19 protein-coding genes and 3 pseudogenes are annotated in these 22,118 nt (G+C 68.4%); 11 read left to right on the top strand and 11 right to left on the bottom strand.

The window, feature by feature from the left end; genetic code table 11:
- Nucleotides 1-203 precede the first annotated feature (203 nt).
- The 3 genes from ACFWM7_RS05875 (at nt 204) to ACFWM7_RS05865 (ending at nt 2,793) form a co-directional block, all read left to right on the top strand.
- The gene (locus tag ACFWM7_RS05875) at nt 204-410 is read left to right on the top strand and encodes a helix-turn-helix domain-containing protein (RefSeq protein ID WP_229318960.1); all 207 of its coding nucleotides are present in this window, start codon (nt 204-206) and stop codon (nt 408-410) included.
- A 161-nt stretch (nt 411-571) separates the two neighbouring features.
- Complete coding sequence (locus tag ACFWM7_RS05870; protein ID WP_383255535.1) at nt 572-1,558, top strand: tyrosine-type recombinase/integrase; 987 nt, start codon at nt 572-574, stop codon at nt 1,556-1,558.
- A 95-nt stretch (nt 1,559-1,653) separates the two neighbouring features.
- Nucleotides 1,654-2,793, top strand: a complete 1,140-nt coding sequence (locus tag ACFWM7_RS05865; protein WP_383255521.1) for a hypothetical protein — start codon at nt 1,654-1,656, stop codon at nt 2,791-2,793.
- A 571-nt stretch (nt 2,794-3,364) separates the two neighbouring features.
- Here the strand turns inward: ACFWM7_RS05865 and ACFWM7_RS05860 are convergent.
- From ACFWM7_RS05860 to ACFWM7_RS05830, 7 genes and pseudogenes are all read right to left on the bottom strand, one after another.
- On the bottom strand, nt 3,365-3,928 hold the full coding sequence (locus ACFWM7_RS05860) for a hypothetical protein (RefSeq protein ID WP_383255519.1): 564 nt from the start codon (nt 3,926-3,928) through the stop codon (nt 3,365-3,367).
- A 134-nt stretch (nt 3,929-4,062) separates the two neighbouring features.
- On the bottom strand, nt 4,063-6,108 hold the full coding sequence (locus ACFWM7_RS05855; RefSeq protein ID WP_383255517.1) for a hypothetical protein: 2,046 nt from the start codon (nt 6,106-6,108) through the stop codon (nt 4,063-4,065).
- Nucleotides 6,109-6,370: 262 nt separating this feature from the next.
- Nucleotides 6,371-7,186 carry a hypothetical protein gene (locus tag ACFWM7_RS05850; RefSeq protein WP_383255515.1) on the bottom strand — a complete coding sequence of 272 codons (816 nt, stop codon included), beginning with the start codon at nt 7,184-7,186 and terminating at the stop codon, nt 6,371-6,373.
- 108 nt (nt 7,187-7,294) lie between these two features.
- Complete coding sequence (locus ACFWM7_RS05845; RefSeq protein ID WP_383255512.1) at nt 7,295-7,948, bottom strand: Crp/Fnr family transcriptional regulator; 654 nt, start codon at nt 7,946-7,948, stop codon at nt 7,295-7,297.
- 44 nt (nt 7,949-7,992) lie between these two features.
- The gene (locus ACFWM7_RS05840; protein ID WP_383255510.1) at nt 7,993-8,484 is read right to left on the bottom strand and encodes a hypothetical protein; all 492 of its coding nucleotides are present in this window, start codon (nt 8,482-8,484) and stop codon (nt 7,993-7,995) included.
- An 806-nt stretch (nt 8,485-9,290) separates the two neighbouring features.
- Nucleotides 9,291-9,494 (bottom strand): annotated as a pseudogene (locus tag ACFWM7_RS05835) (hypothetical protein); the annotation flags it as partial.
- A complete protein-coding gene (locus tag ACFWM7_RS05830; protein ID WP_383255507.1) occupies nt 9,491-11,530 on the bottom strand; it encodes a BTAD domain-containing putative transcriptional regulator in 2,040 nt (679 codons plus the stop codon). The pseudogene ACFWM7_RS05835 and the gene ACFWM7_RS05830, both read right to left, overlap by 4 nt.
- 167 nt (nt 11,531-11,697) lie before the next feature.
- On the opposite strand from ACFWM7_RS05830, the gene ACFWM7_RS05825 reads away from it, so the two are divergent.
- Complete coding sequence (locus ACFWM7_RS05825; protein WP_383255505.1) at nt 11,698-12,579, top strand: alpha/beta hydrolase; 882 nt, start codon at nt 11,698-11,700, stop codon at nt 12,577-12,579.
- A 77-nt stretch (nt 12,580-12,656) separates the two neighbouring features.
- Here the strand turns inward: ACFWM7_RS05825 and ACFWM7_RS05820 are convergent, their stop codons facing one another.
- Nucleotides 12,657-13,277 carry a TetR/AcrR family transcriptional regulator gene (locus ACFWM7_RS05820; protein ID WP_383255503.1) on the bottom strand — a complete coding sequence of 207 codons (621 nt, stop codon included), beginning with the start codon at nt 13,275-13,277 and terminating at the stop codon, nt 12,657-12,659.
- A 105-nt stretch (nt 13,278-13,382) separates the two neighbouring features.
- On the opposite strand from ACFWM7_RS05820, the gene ACFWM7_RS05815 reads away from it, so the two are divergent.
- The 5 genes and pseudogenes from ACFWM7_RS05815 to ACFWM7_RS05795 all read left to right on the top strand — a co-directional run.
- Nucleotides 13,383-14,162: an SDR family NAD(P)-dependent oxidoreductase gene (locus ACFWM7_RS05815; RefSeq protein ID WP_383255502.1), complete on the top strand. Its 780-nt coding sequence runs from the start codon at nt 13,383-13,385 to the stop codon at nt 14,160-14,162.
- A gap of 39 nt (nt 14,163-14,201) precedes the next feature.
- Nucleotides 14,202-14,612 (top strand): nitroreductase/quinone reductase family protein, encoded by a 411-nt coding sequence (locus ACFWM7_RS05810; protein ID WP_383255501.1) that lies wholly within the window; start codon nt 14,202-14,204, stop codon nt 14,610-14,612.
- A gap of 327 nt (nt 14,613-14,939) precedes the next feature.
- Nucleotides 14,940-16,706 (top strand): DUF4158 domain-containing protein, encoded by a 1,767-nt coding sequence (locus ACFWM7_RS05805; protein WP_383255499.1) that lies wholly within the window; start codon nt 14,940-14,942, stop codon nt 16,704-16,706.
- 65 nt (nt 16,707-16,771) lie between these two features.
- Nucleotides 16,772-17,671: a Tn3 family transposase gene (locus tag ACFWM7_RS05800; RefSeq protein WP_383255497.1), complete on the top strand. Its 900-nt coding sequence runs from the start codon at nt 16,772-16,774 to the stop codon at nt 17,669-17,671.
- Nucleotides 17,668-17,712 (top strand): annotated as a pseudogene (locus tag ACFWM7_RS05795) (hypothetical protein); the annotation flags it as partial. The gene ACFWM7_RS05800 and the pseudogene ACFWM7_RS05795, both read left to right, overlap by 4 nt.
- A 272-nt stretch (nt 17,713-17,984) precedes the next feature.
- Here ACFWM7_RS05795 and ACFWM7_RS05790 read toward each other — a convergent pair.
- From ACFWM7_RS05790 to ACFWM7_RS05780, 3 genes are all read right to left on the bottom strand, one after another.
- The gene (locus tag ACFWM7_RS05790) at nt 17,985-18,842 is read right to left on the bottom strand and encodes an alpha/beta fold hydrolase (RefSeq protein WP_383255494.1); all 858 of its coding nucleotides are present in this window, start codon (nt 18,840-18,842) and stop codon (nt 17,985-17,987) included.
- Nucleotides 18,843-18,922: 80 nt separating this feature from the next.
- Nucleotides 18,923-19,831 (bottom strand): NAD-dependent epimerase/dehydratase family protein, encoded by a 909-nt coding sequence (locus tag ACFWM7_RS05785; RefSeq protein ID WP_383255493.1) that lies wholly within the window; start codon nt 19,829-19,831, stop codon nt 18,923-18,925.
- A gap of 11 nt (nt 19,832-19,842) precedes the next feature.
- On the bottom strand, nt 19,843-20,595 hold the full coding sequence (locus ACFWM7_RS05780) for an SDR family NAD(P)-dependent oxidoreductase (RefSeq protein WP_383255490.1): 753 nt from the start codon (nt 20,593-20,595) through the stop codon (nt 19,843-19,845).
- Between the two features lie 142 nt (nt 20,596-20,737).
- On the opposite strand from ACFWM7_RS05780, the gene ACFWM7_RS05775 reads away from it, so the two are divergent.
- Both ACFWM7_RS05775 and ACFWM7_RS05770 read left to right on the top strand, forming a co-directional pair.
- Nucleotides 20,738-21,235 carry a MarR family winged helix-turn-helix transcriptional regulator gene (locus tag ACFWM7_RS05775; protein ID WP_383255487.1) on the top strand — a complete coding sequence of 166 codons (498 nt, stop codon included), beginning with the start codon at nt 20,738-20,740 and terminating at the stop codon, nt 21,233-21,235.
- 132 nt (nt 21,236-21,367) lie between these two features.
- Nucleotides 21,368-21,823 (top strand): annotated as a pseudogene (locus ACFWM7_RS05770) (hypothetical protein); the annotation flags it as partial.
- Nucleotides 21,824-22,118 lie beyond the last annotated feature (295 nt).

Here is a 22,118-nt window from a genome sequence, read left to right as displayed (position 1 = left end):
CCGCCATCCGAGACCCATTTTCCCACGCCTTCCGGTTCGCCGCCGAGAGCGTTCCTGCCTGGCTCATGTGCGCAGGAACCCGGCCGCCCCGCGACGTGCTACGCCCCGCCCTGACAGGGCTTGCGGCCTTCACCACGGACTGGACTGGCTTGGCGGCCGCCTCGCCGCCGCACCCCCTTACGCTCCCCGCCAAGGACTCACCCATGCCTCCACGCTTGCTGTCCATCCCTGCCGTCGCCGCCGTTCTGGACGTCGACCGCCGCACCGTCTACCGCTTCATCGCCGTAGGTGACCTTCCAGTCGTCGATCTGCGCACCGGCACGGGACGCTCGCGAATCCGCGTCCCCGCCGCCGGCCTCGACGAGTTCATCTCCAGCCGCGCCGTCGCCGCACCGACTCCGCGCCGCTGACCCCGGCCCGCGAGGGTCCTTCCGTACTGACATGAGGAGTTGGGCTGTACCTACGCAAGTTGAAGACGGGCAACTGGCAGGCGACGGTTCGTAACCGGCTGGGTGACCGGTTCAGCGAATCGTTTCCCCTCAAGACGCAGGCGCGTGCCTGGGGACTGGAGATGGAGACCCAGTTCGCCCGTGGGGGACTGCGTGACCCACGGGTTGGTGAAACGTCCTTCCGCGACTGGCACGACCGGTGGTGGGACGCCCGCGTCGTCGAGCCCCACACGCTGCAGGGAGACGGGTCGAGCATCAAGAATCACGTCATGCCCTACTGGGCCGACTGGGAGATGCGGGCGATCACCCGCATGGATGTGCAGAGTTGGATCCGCTCCCTGATTGACAAGGGTGCTGGGGCCGCGGCCATCAAGCGGGCCTACAATCTGACGTCCTCCATCATGCGCGCGGCCGTCGACGACGACGTCATCGCGGTGAGCCCCTGCCGCAGCATCGACCTGCCCCAGATCGCAGTCAAGCCGCCGCAGTGGTTCACGCTCGACCAGGCGCAGAGCGTGCTGGACGAGCTCCCGACCGTGTGGCGGACAATGTGCCTGGTCGGCTTCTACACCGGGCTGCGATGGGGCGAGCTCTCCGGGCTGCACCGCCACCGCATCGACCAGCGTCGCTCCCGCCTGTTCGTCGTCGAGGTCAACACCAAGAGCGGCATCAAGGAGTACCCCAAGAGCTCCAAGAGCCGCCGCGAGGTACCGCTCCCGCCCCACGTCCTGGAGGCGCTGGAGCGCCACAGCCACCGACTCGACCGTGACGCAGTGGTGTTCACCACCCTCACCAAGGGCCGGGCCGGCCGCCTCCTCAACGACGGCAACTGGCGACGGCAGACATGGTGGCCGGCCGTCGACAGCGCCTACTACTTCGACGATGACGGCGAGCAGCAGCTCGTCCCGCACTACCCGCCGCACTCCATGCGCCACACCTGCGCCTCTTGGCTCGTACAGAAGGGCGTCTCCCTCTACGAGGTCCAACACCTCCTCGGCCACGAGAGCTTCCAGACCACCCAGCGCTACGCCCATCTCCAGCCAGACGCCCACAAGGCCGTGCTCGGCGCCTGGGAGCGCATGGATTCTCCGCTCACCATCGCTGCATGAGTTTCCTTCGCCCCGTCCACTGTCGACGGGACCGTTCGACGCTTGTGTCAAGCGGCTGGCATTCGACCGCTGTGATGCGGGATCGTTGCTTCCTGATGATCGACGACTCTGTGGTTGCTGACGGCGGTGAGCCGACGAAGCTTGCGCAGCCTCGGTCGCCCTATAGCGAGCGTCCCGTCGCGCGTGCCAGGCGGGCGAAGGCGCAGGAACTGATCGAGCGGCTCGTCGCCGAGGGGCGCGTGCGGATCGCTGAGCCGGATCACGACGAGGTCGCGGAGTGGCGGCGCGTCGTCAATTACGCGAAGCGCCACGGCATGGAGCCGGCGGGCCGACGTATCGAGAAGGTCCCTTACGGTGGGCCGGGACTGGAGCTGTTCCTTGCTGACGGCCCGCATCCCAACGCGCGGAGCCAGCGGTCGAAGGCAGCCGGGGAACCAATACCAGTCCCCGCACGTCTGGGAAATCTACATTCGGTGGTGGCGAAGCTCAAAGACGAAGAGAGTCGGCTGGCGATGCCGCCTGCGTTGCGCCGCAGGGCGCTTCTGCTGCTGCAGGGGCTCGCGGCTGAGGCAGTACGCCGAGGGTACGAGGTGCGGAAGGCGAGGTCCGCTTTTCACCCGCGCGAGGGCGGAGTGGACGTCACTGTCGACGGCTTCGCGTACACCGTTTCCGCTAGGCAGGAGTTCCCAGAGTCCACGAATCCGGAGCGCTCTGCCCGTCTCGTCTTGGAGCTCGCCCATGGTCTCGGAGACAGGAACGGTTGCTGGCGGGATCGGAAGAGCCGGACACTTGAAGAAGCCCTCGGTGTGATCCTCGGGGAGATTGAAGCGCGAGCCGCCGATGACACTCAGCGTCGACAGGATGAACAGCAGGCCAAGGCAGATCGTGAGGTTCGCTGGGAGGCGGCCTTGGCTGTGGCGAAGCAACAAGCTGTTCGCGAACAGCTTGCCCATGTGCTGAGTGAAGAGGCCAGGGGGTGGCAGGAAGCGGCCGCCCTCAGCGCGTACTGCATGGCGTTGGAACGTCGTATCCAAGAACTGGATGGCACCGCGGACGAGCCGGCACTGGACTCAGCCCGACGCTGGCTGGAGTGGGCAAGGGCATATGTAAAGTCGGTAAACCCTCTGAGTGAACTTCCCGGCATGCCCCGCACACGTGAACCCACATCGGAGGAGCTCGAACCACACCTCAAGGGATGGAGCCCCCACGGACCGGAACGGCGTGGCCGAGGGTGATGTAAGCCTGTTCGACTGCGCCTTCGAGCGGTCCGATACCCACCTAGACAAGTAGGAGTCTTGCTCTACGAGGTTCAGCCCCTCCTCGCTTCCAGACCACGAAGCGGTACGCCCGCCTACAGTCGGATGCTCACAAGGCGGTTCTCGGGGCCTGAGAGAGCCTGGACGCTCCACTGACGATCGCCGTATAGACGTTTCTTTGCTTCGTCCTTGAACGATGGGGCAAAGAAGCGCCTATGCAGGACGTGGGCCAGGACTCCGAACCAATGGTTGGGGGTATCTGCGACACGGCGAAGGAGTTGTCCGCTCCCGGGACGCTCGAGTTACGGGCGTCGGTCGGTGGGCTCGTCGCTCTTGGGTGGACCGTAGGGTGCCTGAGCGCCGGTCGCTTGATCGGAGGGGTGGGAGGCTTGGTGGCCGTGGAGTCGATAGACCATTTCATCCGGACAACGGTCTAGGCGGGCTCGACGCCAGGCAGCGTCGTAGGACAAGGGCGTTGAGCTGCGCCGTTGAGCGAGGAGGGCTCGGAGGCTGGTCATTGGGGCCAACAGCGCTCGCCACAAGACGAGCTTCATGGATGTGCCCTTCGAGTTGTCGTGTCGGCCCCGGGTATGTCCACCGGCCCAATGCTGCTGGGCCGGCTGCCGCCGTTGAGCGCCTTGAGGGAGTCGGACAGCACGACCATTGCCTGCTGTCGCTTTTCGATGTCTGTGAACCCTTGGCCCACCTGCTCCCATTGCTGCAGGAGTGGGAACCACCAGCGGTTGCAGGAGTAGATCAGGCGAGCGAGGCGCTGGAGTTCGGCCACATGCTCTTCAGTCAGGGCACCGGGGGCGTGGTGCTCAAGTTGGTCCAGGACGACGAGGTCCGGGTGATCGTAGAGGTTGTCCTTCAAGAAACGCAGCCGGCGAACGCGTTGCTCGTCCGCTGCCCGCTGTGCCAGTAGATCCTTCGCAGCGCTGGGCAGACCGAGAGCCGCGTAGACGTTCAACAGGCAGTAGTTCGCGGCCCGGTGGGGCATACAGCCGAGGGCGGAGTTGACGGCGTCTTGGGCAGCGGGTACGTCCGAGGCCGTCAGGCGTGCCGTTGTCGCGGAGGCCCTGGCATGCACGGCGGCGCGTACTGTCTCCTCCACATTGGGAGGTATACGCCACAGTGGTCGCCAGGTGATCGTGTACACGGCTTCGAACGCGATGTCGTCCGAGGCACTCGGCAGCAGACGCGGCTGGACAGACGTACTCTTCCGGACTGCACGCCTCCATGGCCACCTCACGGAAGACTCTCTTCAAGCGGAAAGACCGTGTGCAGACGGCTGTCGACGAGGTGGTTGTAGAAGTCGTCAGCCACACTGACGCCCTCAACGGTGGAGATGCCGCGCAGCTCGTTCATGAGCTTCATGCCAGCCTCGAACATGTTGTGGCCGCGTAGCGCAGGCAGGAGCTGGTTACGCAACTGTGCGTAGGCACTGGGATCGCCGGCGCACGAGCGAATCCAGTCCGTCAACCGCGAAATGACCTGGGCAGCGGTGTCCGGTGAGGAGAGCAGGTTGTTGAGGGCTCGCTGTACGTCGATGTCCGAGGGAGGCGCGCACACGAGCCACGGCGTGCCGTCACGGCGGACAGTCATCAGCGCGAGGAAGGCCATTGCACCGCCGCGCGACGATACCTTGCCCTTTTGCCAGCCCTGGACCTCAGCGACCAGTTGCCTTGCCACGGTGGGGTGGTGGACAAGATCGTCGTAGGCAGCCAGGACTTGGCCCGCTACGTCGGCGTTCTTGTGCGCGACGCGACGCAGGCGCACCATGGCCCGCTTGGTCAGAGACGTGGTGGCGGAGGAGTCCTCCAGGATCCGTTGACACAGCGCGATTACGGCGGGCGCGTAACTCCTCTGTTCCGCCCACCCGTAGAGCGCTGCCCACGCCATGCGGCCGACGTGTTCGTTGCGCACGGCCTTGTCCAGGACCGCACCGAGTACCTCTGGCCGACTGCTGCTGACGAGTTCACCCAACTCGGTGAGATAGCCCACCGTTCCGTGGCGCACGGTGAGTTCGGCCAGCGCCGCGACGGCATGGTCTTCCGGATCTGCGCTCTGGGCTGTCGCGACAAGCCAGGTCAGCAAGGGTTTGCGCATGACGTCGTAGTTGTCCCAGACGTACTCCAGCACCGCGCGTCCGTAGGCGGGCCGGTCGAAGACCACTGTGTCCTGTAGGTCGACTCGACCCCCAACGTCCTGGATACGCCGACGCATTCCTCGTCCTGCCAGAGCACTGCGGGGCGGCGACAACCCTGGTGCTGTGTCGGCGGCGCCGGGCGCGTCTCCGATGGCTGAGAGCAGAGCGGCTGCACTGCGCGCGACGATGGGCATGGGCGCAGACTGCTGCACGGCCAAGGCCATGAGCAGGCAACGGTCTTCCACGGTGAGTGACGGGTTGTCGTGCGCGTGCAGGCTGTTCAGCTCGCCAAATCGGCTGTCAAGTTCACCGCGCCAGTCGGTCAACGCTGCGACGATGCGGTCTTCGAGGGTGCTCCCGGTTTCACCCTCGCCTTCGGCCTGCGCGAACGACTGCTGGGAGCTGGTGCGGCTGTGCTCCTTCCAGGCCATCACGACGGTGTGCGCGGCCCGCACGGCGGCCACTGCTGTCAGTCCCCGCAAGGGCGTCGTGGTTTTGGAGAAGGAGCGAAGTGACGTGACGAGTTGGTCGTAGCCGTGGGCAGTTAGGTGCGCCTCGACCATGCTCTGGGCATCGGGCGCCTCGTGCAGGTGAACGACTCGGATGCCGTCACGATCGCTGAGGCGGTGATCCTTCCACAGGTCCTGTGCGACGGTCAGCGCGAGGTAGGAGCGGCAGTCGCGCAGGTGGGAGGCGTGTTTTGACAGGGCGTTCAGGAAGTCGGCGGAGACTTGGTCGTTCTCTGGATGCTTGAGATCGAGCTGGTATGCGTGCGCCCTCTCCAGAGGCAGGCGCCCCTGGCGGGGAGTGTCCCAGTCCGCGTCCAGCTGGACGATGGTGGTTTCGTCAGCAGTGTGCTCGGCCAGCAGTCGCAGAGCGAAGGTGGTGGAGCCGCATGAACGCGGTGCCACAATGACGGTGACCGGCTGGCAAGGACGGCCGGTGACAGCATTGACGATCTGCTCCCAGACCAGGTCCCAGTGCGGGCCCCGTACGAACGGCTGGCCGCGCAACCGCTCACGGTTCTGCTCCACGCCCTCCAGCAGGTCCCGCTTTCGAGTCTCCAGGATCACCTGCTCGATGTGGTGGGCGACAACTTCGGGGTCCCCGTATACGTGTGTCGCTGCACCGTCGGTTTCGTGCACGCGGGGCGCGGGTGGCAAAGCGCCTGGCTGTGGGGGAACTGGGGAAGGGGACGGGCCGTCAGGGTTCGCGCCCGGTTGATCGGCGGAGCCGGTTCCGGGACGCAAGCGATGCAGCCAGCTGCCGGAGCCATTGGACTGGCTCTCGGCACCCTCGTTGTTCGATGGGGTGACGTCGGAGCGAGTAGGGTCGAACGGTACGTCAGTCATACCGGAACTCCAGGTTGTGTGCGGGAAAGGCAGCTGGGGCGGAAGGTTGGATGCCTCACCGCTGGCGGCGATCGATTCGCACGGTTTCGATGCTGTTGGCGATCGTGGCGTCGCTGACCTGAGCGTGGAACTGGAACGTGCCGCCGCTGCTGGCAGCAGGCGCCTCCGATGCCGCGTTCTGCTGCGCGGTGGAGGACGGCGCAGAAGCCGACGATGCGGCCTCTGTGACATAGGGGTGTACGGCCGGACCGGTCAGGCCCGGTACATGAATCCGGCAGGGCTGCTCGAAGCCGGGCTTGTCGCTGACGCGGGCAACCGCCTTGAGGAAGTGATGTGAGCCTAGATCCTGCGTGCGTCCCGAGTGCACGGTGCGCTGGTAGACGATCTCGGAGAGCGCGGCAGCAAGGAAGCCGCCATTGTCCTTCGCGGCGGACAGCGCTTGGCGGTTTGCCTGACTGTCGAGCAGCCGGGTGGTGTCGTTGATGGCGTTACCGCGGTGGTCGGGCAGGGACAGCGGACCGATGTGCACACTGGCTCGCAGCCGAAGGACGGGACTACTGGCCAGCCGCTGCCGCTCGTAGCGCATCAGAGCCGCATTGAGCCGGTCCAGCAGTGGGTCCACGAGTCGTGCCAGCACTGAGGGCGGGAACAGAAGGATCGCCCCGTCGCCACCGTCCTTGTAGCCACCGTGAAGTTCCTGCGGGTCGGGCAGCTGGCAATCGGCGAGCACGGTCGCCACGATGTCGTCCACGTCGCACCGGGCGGCGGCCATCTTCGCCTCGGGGATCTGGCTGTACTTTTCCATGTCGATCGCCACGAGGGCGAGTTCGGCGGGCACATCCAAGGACTCTGCGTGCAGCGGCGCATCCATCGGGCACCGTCCTTTCAGCACAGGCGGTCAGGGAAGTGCCCATGCTGATCGGGCGGGACGGCGGCCGCTGCCCAGTAGTGGGCACGCCTGAAGTGCGGCCCGTCACGCCTACGTACGCGCGTGCGATTGAATCGAATGGATGTCGCGAACAAGGAGCCCGCCACTGGAGGTGGTGCGGACCCAGTCCTGCTCGCGCCAGGGTTTGAGCGCGTTGACCACCGCGTTGCGGGAAGCGCCAATCATCTGAGACAGCTCCGTCTGGGTCAGACGCACGGCGAGATCCGAAGCCGAAGTGGATGCGGCCTCGACCAGTCGCGACAGAGCCGATGCCAGACGCAGCGGCACAGATGCGGTGGCCAGTTCGAGCCGAACGGCCTCCGATTCCCTGACCCGGGCGATGGCATGGCGCAGGAGTGGGGCCAGCAGATCGTGCTCCTCAACGAACGTGAGGAAGGCGTCAGCCGGGATGATGCGGATCTGGCAGGTCTCGGCGGCGATGACCGTGGCGGCGCGCGGCTGGGAGTCCAACACGGCCAGCTCGCCGAGTAACTCACCGGCGCCGCGCACGGCAAGAAGCGTCCTTTCTCCGCAGGCCCCGGCCAGGGTGATCAACGTTGACCCGGACTCCAGCACGATCACATGAGTTGCTGGATCTCCCTGGCGGAGCAGCACACTCCGGGCGGGCCTGACGCGCTGTGGTGCTAGAGCCTCCAAACGTGCCCACAACTTGTCGCCGATCACCGTGGCATGCGGCTGATACATGCGTCCCCCCTGCTATGCGGCCCAGACACGCTTGGGCGATCATCTCAACTAATCAGAATGTTGCTCAATAGACACATTCCAGCCATCAGGAGTGCTGCCAGGGCAAAGTCGACGGACAGGCGGGCTGCTCGCAGCTTCCTGTTCGCCAGCCAGGCCAGCACCCGCAGTCGGCGGCCCTCGATATGCCGTTCAAGCTCCGAATGCGCAGTCGTACTCACACCGACCCGGTGGTGTACGAGCGCTTCGCCCATCAATTCGGTATGCAGTCCCGCGCTTGGGACCACGGGCCGCAGCGCGAGCAGCGCAGCCCCGATGGCGGCCATCAGCAAGAGGCACATCAGGACCAGGAAGAGCACCGCGATGGGGGCCATGCCGTGTGTACTCGGCAGCACGGCAACCCCTGCAGCCAGCAGGCCACCGGCTATTCCGCACAGGGCCGTTGCTTTCGTATCGGCCCGCTGTACCTCGACGAAGGCGCGTTGAGCGTGTCCTTGCAACCGCTCCGTCTCCACCGGAATTTTGCCTGGCTCGTGCATGCCGTCCCACATCCCTCTGTGGCCGTCGCCTGCTTGTTAGGGCAGTTGCCAGCTTGCTCTCAGCTGTCGAGGAGTGATGCCTACCGCAGGGCATGAGGAGCGGTAGTTTCCTCACTCCGCGGCGTTCCGTGGCTCCGCGTTCGCTGGGATGTAGGTCGGCACTGGTGGGCGGAGCGAGCGTCTACTGCTGACTGGGCCTCGTGGGGGTGAAGGTCAGCTCGTGTCTCGTCTGACGCTCGTTTGACGCTCCGAGTGTCGGTAGTGTCCTACGGCTGGACTATGAATGGCATCTGACCTGGGGATACGTCAGATCCCTCCCCATCTGATGTCTTTCCGATGACGCATCATGTGGGCGTGGCGATTCTGGAGCCGGTCACCAAGGGTGCCTGAACTGCGGGTTTGGTCGTGCGCATTATGTGTGGTGCGGGCGTTACGGGCGATATCTTGACGCTGAAATGACGTTCGTTCTGATGGTGTGTCAGGCGTCCTGTTGGGCAGGTCAGGCCCTGCCAGGGTGGCGTATAGCGATGGAGCGCCGAGGGTGGGCGGCGCTCTGCACGGAGCTGCTGCTTCCTGATGGTCAGATGTCCCGGAAGAGACCAGTCGGCTTCGTGACCTGCGGCGATGGCTAATCAGGGGGCGCTGACCTGCGGGAGTGGCCTTTCGGTTGTTTCACGCACTTACCTGTTGATGCAGCCGAAAGTCCCAGAGAAGTCCCAGGAGACTCCCAGTGCCGGCGGATGATCTTTCCGCCTTGTATGGGCTGTGCAGACGCGTGCACTCCGGTCTTGCGACGGCTACGCGGGACGGACGGCGAGTCCTTCGGAGTGGGCCGGGTCGAGGAAGTCGAGATGGCCTACCTTTGCCTCGTCCGCCCACCGGGTGTACTCGTTGATGGTTTGCGCCGGGTGGGGCAGGCCGAGCTTGGTCGCCGTGGTTCGGATGCGGTTGCCGGTCAGCCCGCTCAAGACGATTCTTTCGTCGCTCGGATGGGCCAAAGCCGCGCTCATCCATCGTCGGCGGATCGCCCTGTTGCGGAGGTGTGCGCCTCGATTGCCGCGTCGGCAGCGGCCAGGTGACGTGTGACCGGGCCGAAGGAGACCAGGCCGCTGCCCGCGCCGGCGTACTCGGCTGCGGCGGGGGCGAGTTCGTCCCGGGCGCGGCGCAGTACCGGCAGATGTCCCACGGACGCGGCGGCTCGGGCGAGTACGCACCACAGGGCCTCCTGGAGCAGATCATGCGGTGGCCGGGGGACTGTCGAGAGAGCTTGGCGGGCCCGCTCGGTGTCGCCGGAGGCTGCCAGCAGCAGGGGGGCGAGCCACGGCCGGTACGGGCCCGGGTCCAGGTCGGTGAAGTCGGCGGGATCGGGCAGGGCGTCGCCTCGCATGACGGGGATCAGCTCGACGAGGGCAGCGGCTCCTCGGGTGAGGCCGGGCATGCCGCAGTCAGCGGTTTCCGCCAGGACGCGTGTGTACCGGGCGCGAGCGGCTGGCCAGCCGTCCGTCTCGCAGAGGCGCAAGGCCCGGTACCAGGCGGTGAAGACGCCTGCGAGCGGCCGTTCGTTGCGGTCCGCGAGCTGGTCGATCTCTTCGGCCTCGGTGTCCGCTGCCGCGAAGTCGCCGAGTCCGGCGAGCGCCTGGAGGCGGATGATGCGGCCGAGTACTTCGTGCCCGGGGAGCTGGTAATTGTCGGCCAGCCGGGTCAGTTCGGTGCCGAGGGCGTCCCGGCGGGTGGCTGACCCGCAGGCGGCGAACGCCTGCATGAAGGCACCGTTGAGGGCGAACGCCAGAAGAGCGGGGTCGCCGAAGCGACGGGCAGTGCGGACGGCTTGGTCGGCGGCGCGTTCGGCGCGTAGCCGCCATGCTTCGGTGGTGGGCGCGGCGGCGGCCCGGGGGAGCGGGGCGTCGGCGGCGGCGTCGCCCCGGGATTCGACCGCCATGACCGACTGCAGGCGGGCGCGGAGGGCGGGCGGCCCTTCGGGGCCGAGCCGGGCTGCGGCCCGAGCTGCGGCCCGGGAGAGTTCCCCGGCGCCTTCGGGGTCGTCGGCGTGGGTCCACACTGCCGGGACGTCGTAGGAGCCGATGATCCTGGCGGCCAGTTCCGGGTCGCCGGTCGTCTCTGCGGCCGAGACCAGATCGCGCCGGTGCCGGTGTGCCTCCTCCAGTCCGTCGGGTCCGGTTACAGCAAGGTCGCGCAGGAGGCCCGCGGTGGCGTGCAACCGCGCCCGGGACCGGGCGGGCACCGAGCGGTTCCAGGAGGCCGCCGCCCGGTCCCAGACGCTGTCGGCCGTTCCGGCCGGTTCGGCCGGGGAGTCCGCCGAGCTCAGGATGCGTGCCCCGGTCCGTGCCAGAGCGCCCGAGCCTCCGTTCAAGGCGTCACGGGCCTGGTCCAGTGCCCGCAGTGCCTCGCCGTGCCGCCCGGCCCGGTCCAGCGCCGTGGTCAGCAGCACCCAGCCGTCTTCCCGGCCGGGGTGCTCGGCGACATGGGCCCGCAGGTCCGCGACTGCGTCCCGGGCGGCACCGGTCGCCAGCAGGGCGTCGGCCCGCCGCTCCACCGCGTCCAAGCGCAGCGCCTCCAGCCGCGCCCGCTCGGCGGCGGCCCACGCGGCAGCGGGGAAATCGGCGAGTAGCGGCCCCCGCCAGCAGGCGAGTGCCTTGTCCCAGAGGGCGACCGCTGCCCGCGGCGGCGCTTGGTCCGCGTGGGCGGCGATGTCTTCGAACCGCCAGGCGTCGACCGCCTCCCGGCCGGCGCGCAGGGCGTAGCCGGGTCCGTCGGTGACCAGGAGACGGGACGGCTGCCGAGGCGGGCGCCCGGGTTCCAGAGCACGCCGCAGGGCCGAGACGAAGGTGCGGACCGCGCCGACCGCACCCGCCGGGGCCTCGTCCTCCCACAGGTCGGCCACCAGCCGGCCGACCGGGACCACCCGGCCCCGGGCGATCAGCAGCCGCCCGAGGACTTCCCGGTGCCGGGGCGCGCTCAGCGGCAGCAGTGCCCCATCGGTGTCCCAGGCGACGACCGGTCCCAGCAGTCCGAACTGCACACTCACGGCGGGTCCTTTCGCGGACGAGGCGGCACCGTCGCCGGACAGTGCAGCGTTCGCACTCATCGAGCGCTGATCCGCGGCCCGCAACCTGGGTGACGTCCCCGAACAGCCCGGACCAACGAGGTCAAAGGTCCAGGCTGTCCACTTTCCCACGAACCACAGGAGCCACCGTGACAACCCCGAGCATCCCCGGATTCACCGAGCACCGCGTGAGCGTCGACGACGGCGTCACCCTGAATGCCGCCGTCGGCGGCAGCGGCATCCCGGTCGTGCTGCTGCACGGCTTCCCGCAGACCCACCTGATGTGGCGGCACGTCGCCGCCGACCTTGCTGCCGACCACACCGTGATCTGTCCCGACCTGCGCGGTTACGGCGCCAGTGACAAGCCCGCCGAGACCGGACCTGACGTCTACTCCAAGCGGACCATGGCCCGGGACGTCGTACGCCTCGCCGCCGCACTCGGCCACGACCGCTTCACCCTGGCGGGCCACGACCGCGGCGCCCTGGTCGCCTTCCGCGCCGCGATGGACCACCCGGACGCAGTCGCCCGCGCCCTCTTCCTGGACGTCCTGCCCACCCTCGACATGTGGGACGCGTTGCGCGGCGTGAACGGCGCGGTCGGCTTCCACCTCTACCTGATGGCCCAGGCGCCCGGCCTGCCCGAGGAGATGATCCGTGGTGCCGCGGACACCTTCTTCAGCTACTTCCTCGACGCCTGGACCAAAAACCCTGACGCCCTCCCCGCCGATGTCCGCGCCCACTACCTCGCAGCCTCCGCCGCGGCCGTGCCCTCCATCGTCGCCGACTACCGCGCCTCGGCCGGTGTCGACGTCGACCACGACAGTGCCGACCAGGAGAACGGGAAGAAGCTGGCCCTGCCCGTCACCGTCCTCCAGCAGGACTGGGGAGCAGCCCTCGGCTACCACGCCCAGGGTCTCTGGAGCGCCTGGACCGACGACCTCCGCCACCAGACCGTCTCCTGCGGGCACTTCATGGCCGAAGAGGACCCACAACTGATCGCGTCCGAGATCCGGGCCCTCACCGTCCGCTGAACGAGCCCCCACGGCTCACTTCGCCGCCCCAGGCTGAACAGAAAGAGAGGGGCGACATGGCGCGAAGGGTACGCCGCTCAGGCGGCGTACCTGGCCACCATCATCAGAACAGCCTCGTCGACGACCGACTCGATAGCGGCGCCGTCCGGAGCCCAGTGGGGAAGGAGCAGGCGGGGCCAGAAGACGTAGTTGGAGATCATGCCGAGGAACTGGGTCGCGGCCAGCTCCGGATCCTCCAGCCGGATCGTGCCCGCCTCCCGTTCCGCTTCCAGGTAGCGGCGCACCGAATCGAAGTAGGGCATCTTGCCGCGGTGGAACTGCGACTCGGCCAGTTCCGGGAAGCGCGGCAGCTCGGCGATGACGATTCGGAAGAGGTCGGCCATGTCCGGACGGGTGAGCAGGGCGGCGTAGCGCCGGCCGATCAGGGCGAGGCCCGCCCGGAGGTCGCCCGGCGCAGGCGTCTCCTCTGTCCCGTCTCCCGTCTGCCAGGACGTGGTCACGATCGCGTCGAACAGCGCAGCCTTGGTCGGGAACTGCTTGAACAGGGTCGCCTTCGACACTCCGGCTGCCTCGGCGATCTTCGCCAGCGAGGTCCGGTCGTACCCCGAATCCAGGAAGAGGCGGGTGGCCGCGCCCTGGATCGCGGCCCGTTTCTCCTCGGCTACGCGCTGGTGGTAGGCCGACGGCTCGGTGTTCATGGGACCATCCTAGACGAGGTGAGCCACTTGACTCACCTCTCGTCGTTCTCGTAGATTCGATGGTGAGGCGAGTCGCTCGACTCGCCATCTGGAAAGGACCACCTCATGGGACGCTTCGACCACCGCACCGTGCTCGTCACCGGCGGCGCCGGCGGCCAGGGAGCCAGCCACGTCCGCGCTTACCACGCCGAAGGCGCCGACGTCGTGATCGCCGGCATCGACGAAGGCCGGGGCCGCGCGCTCGCCGCCGAACTGGGCGCCCGCGCGCTGTTCGTCCGCCTCGACGTCACCGACGAGAGCTCCTGGAACGCCGCCGTCCAGGCCGCCGAGGAGCGCTTCGGCCCGCTGTCCGTCCTCGTGAACAACGCCGGCGTGCAGAACCCCGCCGCCCCGATCGAGACCACCGAACGCCGGGTCTGGGACCGCATCCTCGGCGTCAACCTCACCGGCGCCTTCCTCGGCATCAAGGCGGCGGCCCCCTCACTGCGCCGGAACGGCGGCGGCGTCATCATCAACATCGCCTCCACCTCCGGGGTGGGCGGCACCGCGATGTACGCCCCATACGTAGCGAGCAAGTGGGCCGTCCGCGGCCTCACCAAGACGGCCGCCCTGGAACTGGGCCGCGACCGCATCCGCGTCAACGCCATCCACCCCGGGGTGATCGCCACCCCGTTCATCACCGAGCCCGCCGCCGGCAGCGACACGCCGATCGCCGACTTCTACTCGGCCGAGCCGTTCGCCATCCCCCGCCTGGGCGAGCCCGCAGACATCACCCGGGCCCTGCTGTTCCTCACCTCGGACGATGCTTCCTTCGCCACCGGCTCGGAGTTCGTCATCGACGGCGGACTCCTCCTCGGCCCCGCCCTCAAGCACGAAGCCGCCTGACCTGCACGCACCACCCGGCCTTCACGAAAGGCGCGCCTCATGGACCCGGAGGTCCGCGCGGCCATCGAAGTCACCCCAGCCGCCAGCACCCGCGAGCGGATCATCGACATCACCACGACCGGCCGCCGGACCGGCCGACCCAGACGGATCGAGATCTTCTTCTACCGTGCCGCCTGCCGCACCTACCTCTGCAGCGGCACCTCCGGCCGTCCAACAAGCTGGTACGCCAACCTCTTGGCCCACCCAGACTTCACCTTCCACCTGAAGCACGGCATCCGGGCCGACCTCCCGGCCCGGGCCGTCCCCGTCACCGACCGGGAGGAACGACACCGTGTCCTGACCGAGATCGTTGCCGACCTCAACCAGCCCCACAATCCCGGCACCATCGCCCAGCCCACCCACCTGCGCAACTGGCTGGACAGCAGACTTGCCCGTGTCACCTTTCCCTGACGTCCTCCCTTCCGACATCGGCTACGCACTTCAGCCGTGACATCAGGTCGGGGCGCCGGGTCAGGGGTGAGCGGGGTGGAGGGGCCGCCTGGGGAGTGCCCGTTGCCGTCCCCGGTGCTGGCGTACCAGCGGGTATAAAAGCACCTACAAGAACGGGCGAACGGGCGCGGCTCTAGCTACGGCGGACGGACATCGGCCTCGGGAAACTTCTGTACAACCGTTGTCGGCGAGAACGATCATGGCCCGTTCAGCACAGTCATCAACTTCGCCGCCGGGGTTCGGTGAAACGTCTCCGGGTCCGGCCCGGGGCTGGCTACGGTCCGGCTCGTGCCGGTGGAATTTCTGAGCGATGAGCAGGCCGAGGCGTACGGGACGTTCGCCGAGGAGCCGGCGAGGCCCGAGCTGGAGCATTTCTTCTTCCTGGACGACGTGGACCGGGACCTGATCGCCTTGCGGCGGGCGGAGCCTCACCGGCTCGGGTTCGCGCTCCAGATGTGCACGGTCCGGTACGTCGGGCTGTTTCTGGAGGCCCCGCTCGCGGTCCCGTGGCCAGTGATCGAGCACCTGGCCGTGCAGCTCGGCATCGAAGACCCGTCGGTTGTGAAGCGGTACACGGAGCGGCGCCAGACGCTGTACGACCACGTGTGGGAGATCCGGGACGCCTACGGCTACCACACCTACGAGGATGACGAGTGGGGCCGGGGGTTCCGTACGTTCCTGCACGGGCGGGCCTGGACGCACGCCGAGGGCCCGAAGGCGCTGCTCGACCACCCGGTGGGCTGGCTGCGCCGTCACCGGGTCCTGCTGCCTGGGGTGTCGGTGCTGGCTCGGCAGGTGTCGGAGGCGCGGAAGGTCGCGGAGAAGCGGCTGCGCGCCACCGTCGCGGGCGCCGCCCGCCGCGCGGACCCGGCGCCGCCGCCCGGGGATTCGGTGGCGACGCTGAAGACGCCTGAGGGCTCGCGGTTCTCGGAGCTGGAGCGGCTGCGCCGGCCGCCGACGCGGACGACGGATACGGCGGGTACGGCGTTCGCCCGAGCGCTGGAGCGGGTGGACGAGAGCGGCGCGTACCGGCTCGGGCGGCTGAGGCTGTCGCAGATCCCGCCGAACCGGATGGCGGCACTGGCCCGATACGCGCTGAGGTCGAAGGCGCCGCTGCTGGAGCGGGCGGCGAAGCCCAGGCGCACGGCGACGCTCACCGCGATGATGCGGCACCTGGAGGCGACAGCGGTCGACGAGGCCCTGGACCTGTTCCAGGTTTTGGTGGCCACCCGGCTGCTGAACACGGCGAAGCGCAAGACGGCGTCGCGGGTGCTCGCGCGGGAGTCGAAGGTGCTGTTCGAGGAGCTGGAGGTGGTCGAGGAGCAGGAGGCGGACCTGGACGTGGCCGCTCTGTGGGCGGCGGTGGGAGGCCGCACCCCGCGCCGCCGTGATGAGCGCGGCGGCCACCGTGGTGACCCTGGTGCCCGAGGACGAGAACGCGGCCGAGACCGCCGTGCGGGCCGCACCGTCGCGAACCGGTACGCGACGGTGCGGCCATTCCTGTCGCTGCTGGTTGAGTCGAAGGCAGTGGACGCGGCGAGCGCAGGGAAACGCGTCCTGGCCTGGGTCCGGGGCCTTCCGGCGCTGGTGCGGCGGAAGATGGGCGTCAAGCCGCTGCTGCCACGCGAAGTGGACGACAAGCTCGTGCCGCCGGCATGCCGCAAGGCGGTCTACACCACCCCTGATCTGCCGCAGGGTGCGATGGACCGGGACGCGTACGCGGTGTGCGTGCTGGAGCAGCTGCGCCGGGCGCTGAACAACCGCGATGTGTTCGCCGCCCCGTCGCACCGCTGGTCCAACCCGCGGGCCCGCGTCTTGGACGGGCCCGACTGGGACGCGGTCGAGGAGGACGTCCTGGCGGTCCTGAACCTGGACATGCCCGTGGAGGAGCACCTGGCAGAGCTGGTGCGGGGCCTGGACGCCGGATGGAAGCAGTTCACCGAACGTCTGGAGGAGGCGGAGCCGGCGGCGAAGGTGTCCACCGAGGTGCAGGACGACGGGCGGGTGAAGCTGAACGTCGACAAGCTCGGCCGCTTGGCGAGCCGAAGTAGCTGACCTGGCTGAGCAAGCGGATCGAGAAGACGCTCCCGAGAATCGACCTGCCGGACCTGCTGTTCGAGGTGAACGCCTGGACCGGCTTCCGAGACGCCTTCGTCCACCTCGGCGACGGCACCAACCGGATGAAGGACCTGCCTACCTCGGTGGACGCGCTGCTGGTGTCGGAGGCGTGCAACCTCGGGCCTGGCCCCGGTGGTGAACCCCAGCTACGAGGCCCTGGCCCGGGCCCGGCTCGTGCACGTCGACCAGTACTACCTGCGCGCCGACACCATCGCAGCGGCGAATGCCGCGTTGATCACCGCCCAGGCCGGCGCCCGATCGTGCGTGACCGGTGCGACGGGCTGCTCGTCTCCGTGGACGGGCTGCGCTTCCAGGTGCCGGTGCGCACCATCAACGCCGCCCCGTCGCCGAAGTACTTCGGGTTCAAGCGGGGCATCATCTGGCTCAACGCCGTCAACGAGCAGGTCGCGGGCATCGGGCAGATGGTCGTCCCCGGCACCCCGCGCGACTCCCCGCACATCCTGGACGCGCTGCTGAACCTCGACGGTGGGGTGAAGCCGGAGATGGCGGCGACCGACAACGCCTCGTACTCCGACATGGTGTTCGACCTGTTCAAGATCCTCGGCTACAACTTCAGCCCGCGGTGCCGCGACCTGGAGGACCAGCCGTTCTGGCGGGCCACGATGCCCGGCGTCGAAACCGGCACGTACGGCGCGGTGGAGGACCCGGCCCGTAACGGGGTCGGCCTGAACAAGGTGATCACACACTGGCCGGACATGCTGAAGGTCGCCGGTTCCCTGGTCACCAAGCAGGTCCGCGCCTACGACCTGCTGCGCATGTCCGGACGTGACGCCGCCCGACCCCGTTCGGAGCGGCGTTCGCGGAGTACGGTCGGATCGCCAAGACCTAGTACCCGCTGCGCGTGGTCGACCCGGTGGACGACACCTACCGCCGTCAGATGAACCGGCAGCTCACCGTGCAGGAGTCCCACCACAAGATCGCCCGAGACGTGTGCCACGGGAAGCGCGGCACCATCCACCAGGCCAACCAGCTCCGTGCCGAGGACCGCGAGATCCGTGATGAGGACGTCGCTCGTCTGTCCCCGCTCAAGCATCGCGATTTGAACCTGCTCGGCTGCTACAGCTATACCGCCGGCATCCCGGCCGCCGGCGCCCTGCGCCCGTTGCGTGACCCGGATGTGCCCGAGCTGGACGAAGACGACGACGGGAGTGGGGATCTCTGCGCCATGGCCTCCGAGCATGCGGGGCGGGAGGGTCAGGCGAGGAAGGCGGTTACCGTCTCGGTGAACCAGTTGGGGTCCTCTTCGGCAACGAAGTGTCCGGTCGGCGCGACGGCGCTGCGTACGTTCTTGGCGTGCGGGCCCAGGGCCTGGGCGGTGCTGGTGCCGGATTGGGTGGTGCCGATGGCCAGGACGGGCATGGGCAGCTTCCGCTGGTCGAGCAGGGCGCGATTGTCGCGGCCGTCGTCGAGGAGGGTGCGGTAATGAGCGAAGCCGCCGCGCAGCCGTTCGCGTCCGGTGTACGCGCGGGCATAGTGGGCGAGGTCGGTGTCGGTGAAGGTGCCCGGGTTGGACATGGCGCTGAACGTGGCGGTGAGGAACTCCAGCTCGTGACCGTCGAAGAGCATTTCCGGTAGGTGCTCGGCCATGAAGAAGCCGAAGTGCCACATGCCGCCTTCGGCGACGTTCATGGCCTCCTCCAGGCCGAGGCCGGGCAGCAGAGAGTCGATCAGGACCAGTCGGGATATGTCGTCGGGGTAGGAAGCGGCCCAGGCCAGGGCGACCATGGAGCCGATGTCGTGGCCGGCCACCGCGACAGGCCCCGCCAGGCTCAGGGCGTTGAGGATGCCGCGCATGTCGTTGGCCTGATTGGTCTTGGCGTAGCCGTCCTGGGGGCGTTCGCTGTCGCCGGTGCCGCGTAGGTCGGGGACGACGATCGTGTGAGTGCGGGCGAGTGCGGGCATGACGCGGGCCCAGGCACGCGAGGTCTGGGGCCAGCCGTGCAGGAGGACCAGGACCGGCCCGCTGCCGCCGACCGCTACGGACAGGTGCGTGTTGTTGGTGGCTATGCGCTGGAGGGTGAAGCCCTCGGGAAGCCAGTCGGCACTGCTCATGACAGAAGGCCCTTTCAAAGGAGGAACCACGAAGAAGTGAGCCGTTGCCGCGGGCCTTGAGCCCGTGGCAACGACAGGTGTCACCTTGCGGGAATGGCCATGTCGCGCAGCCGCTGATCGCCGATCATGGTGAACATGTCGGCGTGCTGGGGCTGCCAGCCCAGTTCCTGCTGGGCGGTGGTGGCGCGGATGCGGCTGGAGGCGGCCAGGATGAGGGCGCCGAAGGGCCCCCATACCTCTTCGGCCTCCTGGAGGGTGACGCTGCGGGTCTTCACGCCGACGTCCTCGGCGACCTTCTCCGCGATCCACCGGTTCGGGGCCTCACCGGCGACCGAGTGATACAGGCCCCCTGCCCGGCCCTTGACCAGGGCGAGGCTGAACAGGTGGGCCACGTCGTCGATGTGGACGTGGCTGTAGACGGCGAGACCGTCGCCGACGTAGGCGGCGGCGCCGAGCGCCGCGACGGACTGGTAGGTCATCGCCATGTGTCCGTGGTCGCCCGGACCCCAGATCTGGCCGGGACGGATGACCATCGCCCGCACCCCGTGAGCGGCGGAGGCCATAACGGTGTCCTCGGCGTCCTTGCGGAATTCGGCCAGTGGTTCCGTGACGAACGCATCGTCCTCGGCGAAGACGTCCGGACTCCAGGCGCCCTGGGTGCGCTGCATCAGCACACCGCTACCGGACAGGAAGACCAGTGTCTTGCCGGTATCCGCCAGCGCGCGGGTCAGGTCGGCGACAGTGGCGGTCTCCTGCTCCGGCTCCGCCTGGGCCGCGTAGATGACGGCGTCCGCGGCCAGCGCGGCGCCGATCGCAGCCGGGCGGCGCGCGTTGAGATCAGCTGCGATGGGAGTGATGCCCTGCTGCCGCAGAGTGGTGGCAGCGGTATCGGTGCGGGCCAGGCCGGAGACGGCGTGACCTTCGTCGGCCAGGTGGCGGGCGAGGTGGCCGCCGACGAATCCTGTGGCTCCGATGATGAAGACGTTCATGATGACGCTCCTCAGCCGGGAAGGGCGCTGCGTTCGCCGCCGTCGGCGAACAGCACGGCTCCATTGACGTACGAGCTGGCCGGTCCGGCGAGGAAGGACACAACCTCGGCGATCTCCTGCGGGTCGCCGGCGCGACCACGGGCGTTGGTGGTGTCCAGTACGGCGATGTGCGCACCGAGCATGGCCTGGGTGCCCTCGGTGTGGACCGGGCCCGGGGAAACGGTGTTGATGCGCACGCCGGCGGGCCCGTACTCGGTGGCCCAGTAGCGGGTGAGGATCTCCGCCCCGGCTTTGGAGGCACCGTAAGCGGCCCCGACGGGGGCGGGCATGCGGGCGGCGCTGGAGCCGACGAGCACGATCGAGCCCTGACCTCGCTCGGCCATGCCGGGAGCGAGCGCGCCGACCAGGAGGAACGGTGCGCGGGTGTTGACGGCGATGTGCCGGTCGAAGCTCGCGGCGTCTGTCGCGGCGGTCGGGGCGAACTCGTACAAGCCCGCGTTGCTCACCAGGATGTCGACCGCGCCGGCCTCGGCGGCCAGCCGCAGTGTGTCCTGCGCGTCTGAGAGGTCGGCGGCGATGAAACGCGCCGTCGCGCCCTCGGCCGCCAGCTCCTTCGCCAGCGCCTCACCGCGTGTCTGGTCGCGACCGTGCAGCACGACCGCGGCACCCTGCCCGGCCAGGTTGCGGGCGATGGCCTTGCCGATCCCCGACGTGGCCCCGGTCACCAGAGCCGTACGGTCCTGCAGAACGCTGCTGCTGCTCATCTTGCTCATGTCCTTGCGATAGAGGATCCCGGGCGATCGGCACGTGACGTGCGCTCGCTCCGACTACACAATTCACTATGCACCCAAGATGTTCTGCTCGCAAGAACATCTTGGGTGCATAGCATCGTGCTATGGTGCAGAGATGAGTGCAACGACGTCCGACAGGCACTCCGGCGAAGATTCCCGGCCGGCGCTGGATGCGGACCTGGGTTGGGCGATCCGCATGGTCTCTTCGGCCTTCCGCCGGGTCGCCACCGAATCGGTCGCCGACCTGCCCGGTGGCGCACGTGCCTACCTGGTTCTGGTCGCTCTCGCCGACGGCGACCCCCCTACCCAGCTCGCCCTCGCCAAGGCGGTCAGCCTCGACCGGACGGTCATGACCTACCTCCTCGACGACCTCGAAGTCCACGGACTCGTCACCCGCAGACCCGATCCCCGCGACCGCCGCGCGCGCCAGGTCCTGCTCACCGACACCGGACGCACCCGCCTCGGCCAGGTACGCGAGAACCTCGCCACCGCCGAGGCGCAATTGCTCGTCGACCTCGACGAACGCGAAGCCCACCAGGTGCGCAGTCTGCTGGCCCGCGTCGCGCAGACCGCGCAGAGCTCATCGGCCGCTTCCGCGGAATCCGACTGCTGATCTGCCCGTCGCACACCGAACCCCTCCTGTCGTCAAACGATCGTTTGACGACAGGAGGCCGACGCGTCCAATGAACCCGTGCAATCCGGGGGTTCGCGGCGGCGCGAATCCCATCAGATCCGATGGTGGTTGATGACAGGGTTTGACGACAGATGGGGTCCGATCCTCTGTACGGAAGGGGCCCACGGTGGCGAACCTGGTCTACAAGCGGGTCTCGACCGATCAGCAGTCCACCGCCCGGCAGGACCTCGTCCCGGAGGAGCCGGGATCGAGGACCCGGTCTTCTTCGAGGAGGGCCCGGGGGCCTCCAGCCGCCTCCACCCCCTCCAGCGTCCGAGGTTCGGCGAACTGCTCGCCGACGCGCGGCCGGGCGACACCGTGCACATCTCCGAGGTTCTCCGCCTCGGGCTCGGCAATCAGCACATCCTCGACATACTCGACGTCCTCCACCGTGACCGTCTCGCCCCGCGCACCCACGACGGCACGTTCTCCGCCATGGACCTCGCCGCCGGCCACCCCCGCACCGGCGAGCTGCTGTCCACCGTGAAGTTCATGGTGCAGACCCTCGCCGCCACCGGCGAACTTCAACGAGACCTCCAGAGCGAGCTGACCTATGAAGGACTGCGCGCCGCCGAGGCCAAGGGCGGTAAGGGCCGACACCGACCCCCCCTCGCGGGCGAAACGATCGCCACCGTGCGCACCGGTTCGTCCGCCACCACATCAACGTGCTGGGCCGGTACTCCCTCCAGCTCCCCGACCTGCCCGGCGGGCTGCGGCCCCTGCGCGACAAGCAGGCCACCGACGACGAGTGAGCGTCAGCCTGGAGCCATCCCTGTGGCTTGAGGGTGCGGAAAGACGGTTGACGGGCTGCTCGGGACTGCGG

Origin of the sequence: Streptomyces sp. NPDC058375, from assembly GCF_042723425.1 — a bacterium.
Taxonomy (GTDB): Bacteria; Actinomycetota; Actinomycetes; order Streptomycetales; family Streptomycetaceae; genus Streptomyces; species Streptomyces durocortorensis.
Note: the sequence above shows the minus strand (reverse complement) of the source record. Positions and strands in the feature narration are given on the sequence as shown.